General features: G+C 33.8%; 3 protein-coding genes. All 3 read left to right on the top strand.

Features of this window, described 5'->3' with window-relative positions; genetic code table 11:
• Window positions 1-182 precede the first annotated feature (182 nt).
• On the top strand, window positions 183-710 hold the full coding sequence (locus H605_RS0116850) for a GNAT family N-acetyltransferase (protein WP_029055258.1): 528 nt from the start codon (window positions 183-185) through the stop codon (window positions 708-710).
• A 623-nt stretch (window positions 711-1333) separates the two neighbouring features.
• Window positions 1334-1804, top strand: a complete 471-nt coding sequence (locus H605_RS18510) for a VanZ family protein (RefSeq protein WP_051210652.1) — start codon at window positions 1334-1336, stop codon at window positions 1802-1804.
• 111 nt (window positions 1805-1915) lie between these two features.
• Window positions 1916-2524 carry a Type 1 glutamine amidotransferase-like domain-containing protein gene (locus H605_RS18785; protein ID WP_232321269.1) on the top strand — a complete coding sequence of 203 codons (609 nt, stop codon included), beginning with the start codon at window positions 1916-1918 and terminating at the stop codon, window positions 2522-2524.
• Window positions 2525-2761: the final 237 nt, after the last annotated feature.

Raw genomic sequence — 2761 nt, 5'->3', positions numbered from 1 at the left:
CCCTTTTTACAGAATGAAGTGTTGAGTCTTAATTGATGAAAACTGTTGAAAGTTATTTATCGAAAACTGTTGAATTCTACTTGACGGTTACAACGGACCAGTTTGTTAATAATTTGTTCTAGGCATAATTAAATTTCAATTGATTTTTGCTATATTACGAAATAAATAAGGGGGAGAATTATATGTTTCCTACACTAGAAACAGATAGGCTGATATTAAGAGAATTAACAAATGAAGACGCAGAAGGCATTTTTTCTTGTTTTTCTAACGAGGACGTAACACGTTTTTACGGACAAGAAACGTTCAAAAGTGTGGTAGAGGCAGAAAAAATCATAGATATATTCTCAAAAAATTATAGAGAAAAAAGAGGCATACGATGGGGGATAGAGCGAAAGGAAACCAAAGGTATAATTGGAACTATTGGTTTTAATGCTTGGTTGCCCAAACATAAACGAGCTGAAATTGGTTACGAAATTCACCCGCAACAATGGAGAAAGGGATATACCTCAGAAGCAGTTTCCCGAGTCATCTCCTATGGCTTTGATGTTATGGGTTTAACTCGTATAGGTGCAGTCGTATTTATTGAAAATGAAGCCTCGAATAAATTATTAGGAAAAGTAGGTTTTCAACAAGAGGGAGTATTAAGAAATTATATGTACCAAGATGGAAAGCCGTATGATACATACGTATATTCCCTCCTTAAAGAATAGGCTTTCACAATCGGGGGCGTTAACTGTACAACCATTTCGCAAAAAAAACAGTAATTAAGATTGTTTGAAGGTTTGGAGGGTTAACCATTTTCGTTGTAGTTATTATCATTTTATTGCTTGTTATGTCCTTATTGTTCAGTGGAAAAGCTCTGTATAATAAATGGGTGAAAATATTGGTAACATTCTATTATCTTATTATTACTTTCGTATTCATCTATGGTTATCATCGTATTCACAAGAAATACAATATGTATGACGGACCTGTCATGCCAGAGGGCTGGGACGTGAATAGGGATTGGGCATACGGGTTTAGTTTTGCTTTTATTATTCCAATTGCGATTCTTGTTTTATACGCAATTATTCAAAAAACAAAGCCAATGGAAAAAAATCGTTGGACTTATTTTATAAAAGCCATATCGCTTAGTGTAATAGTGTTGTTTATTTTATTTAGTATTTTTAATCTTGCATATGGTTTGAGTCCTTGAGTTAGTTTACTAGCCATGGTTAATTTAACGGATGCATTTCTTGCATAAGATTTGTGCTACAAACGAGGGCGTTAAAAGAACAGCCATTGTGCACCAATCAGGCCAATATAGGAGTTCTGAGACTACGGAGTGTTTAATTTGAATAAAAACCATTGGAAAATCATCTTTGGCATTTACATCGTATTGGTAATAAATTTCGTTGTGGTTAAGTTTAACGGAAATATATACAACACTATCAATACTGTGCAAATGAATATTATGAGAAGCGCTGAGGGTGGATCGAATTATAATTTAATACCATTCCAGACAGTTAGCATTTACCTAGCAGATTTGAGTTTCGGTGTCGCACTTGTAAATATCGTAGGTAATATCATTCCTTTTATTCCAATGGGATTTTTAATTCCATTGGCTTTCCGCTCTCAGAGAAGAATGATCAAAACCATGTTCACATGCTTCCTGCTGATCGTAAGCATAGAAAGCATTCAGTTCTTTGCATATTTAGGATCTTTTGATGTGGATGATATTATTTTAAATATGATTAGTTGTTTCTTAGGATTTTTGTTTTTTAGTGCATACAGCAGAATTTATAAAAAGTATAAATCTGCGTAACGTGAGTATAGGGAGAAAAATTGATTTAAGTAATCGGGAGCTATTCGTGCATAAAGACTTCACAACAAACTGGACAAGTTACAAAATACTAGCACTAAGGAGAGTTATTAATTGGAGAGACATATCCTTGCAATTTCTAGTGGATGCTTTTCCAAAGAAGATGAAGCTTTTATAGACGAATACTTACTAAAAATTATTATCAAACAAAAACCATTAAAGATTGCATTTGTTGCAACGGCAAGTAATGATGCACCTGATTATATTAATAAGTTTTATGGTGCTTTCAAAACAGAACACGCAAGTCATATTACAATAAAAGACTTTGAGAATTCAAATATCCAAGAAACTGTAAATTCCTTAGATGTTGTATATGTAGGCGGTGGTAATACTCAATACATGCTAGAAACTTGGCAAAGAACACACTTCGATATGGTATTAATAGAAGCATATCAAAATGGTGTGATCTTGGCTGGAATAAGTGCAGGAGCGATGTGTTGGTTCGAAACTTGTTATAGTGAGAAAAATGATGAAGAGTACGAAGAATTTAAAGGTTTGGGAATTTTAAAAGGCAGTCTTTGTCCGCATTATAATGACGAAAAACGTTGTAAAGCATTCGATAACTGGGTAATTACTCAACCCAAAAGTAATATATATACGCTAGAAGACAATGAAAACTTACATTTTCGTGATGAAAAATTAATTGCAAAAATTGTAGTGTGAGTTGTTCTATTATTCCGTTATCCGGGGTGGTTCTGAAACAAGGATCTGCACCTTATTAGTAATACGGCCATATTATTAGAATCAATTTAGGGGTAGGAGGAGACACAATGAACAAATATCATCGGTCTAGCTTACTGTTAATTATGTAAGCGTCAAAACGTGAACACATATTAATAGAAGAAGATTCGTGAGATACTCCTCCCATAGAACATGTTTTGGGAGGGATTTCTTTGAAAA

Origin of the sequence: Sporosarcina ureae DSM 2281 (assembly GCF_000425545.1) — a bacterium.
Taxonomy (GTDB): Bacteria; Bacillota; Bacilli; order Bacillales_A; family Planococcaceae; genus Sporosarcina; species Sporosarcina ureae.
This window is presented reverse-complemented; position numbering and strand designations above follow the sequence as displayed.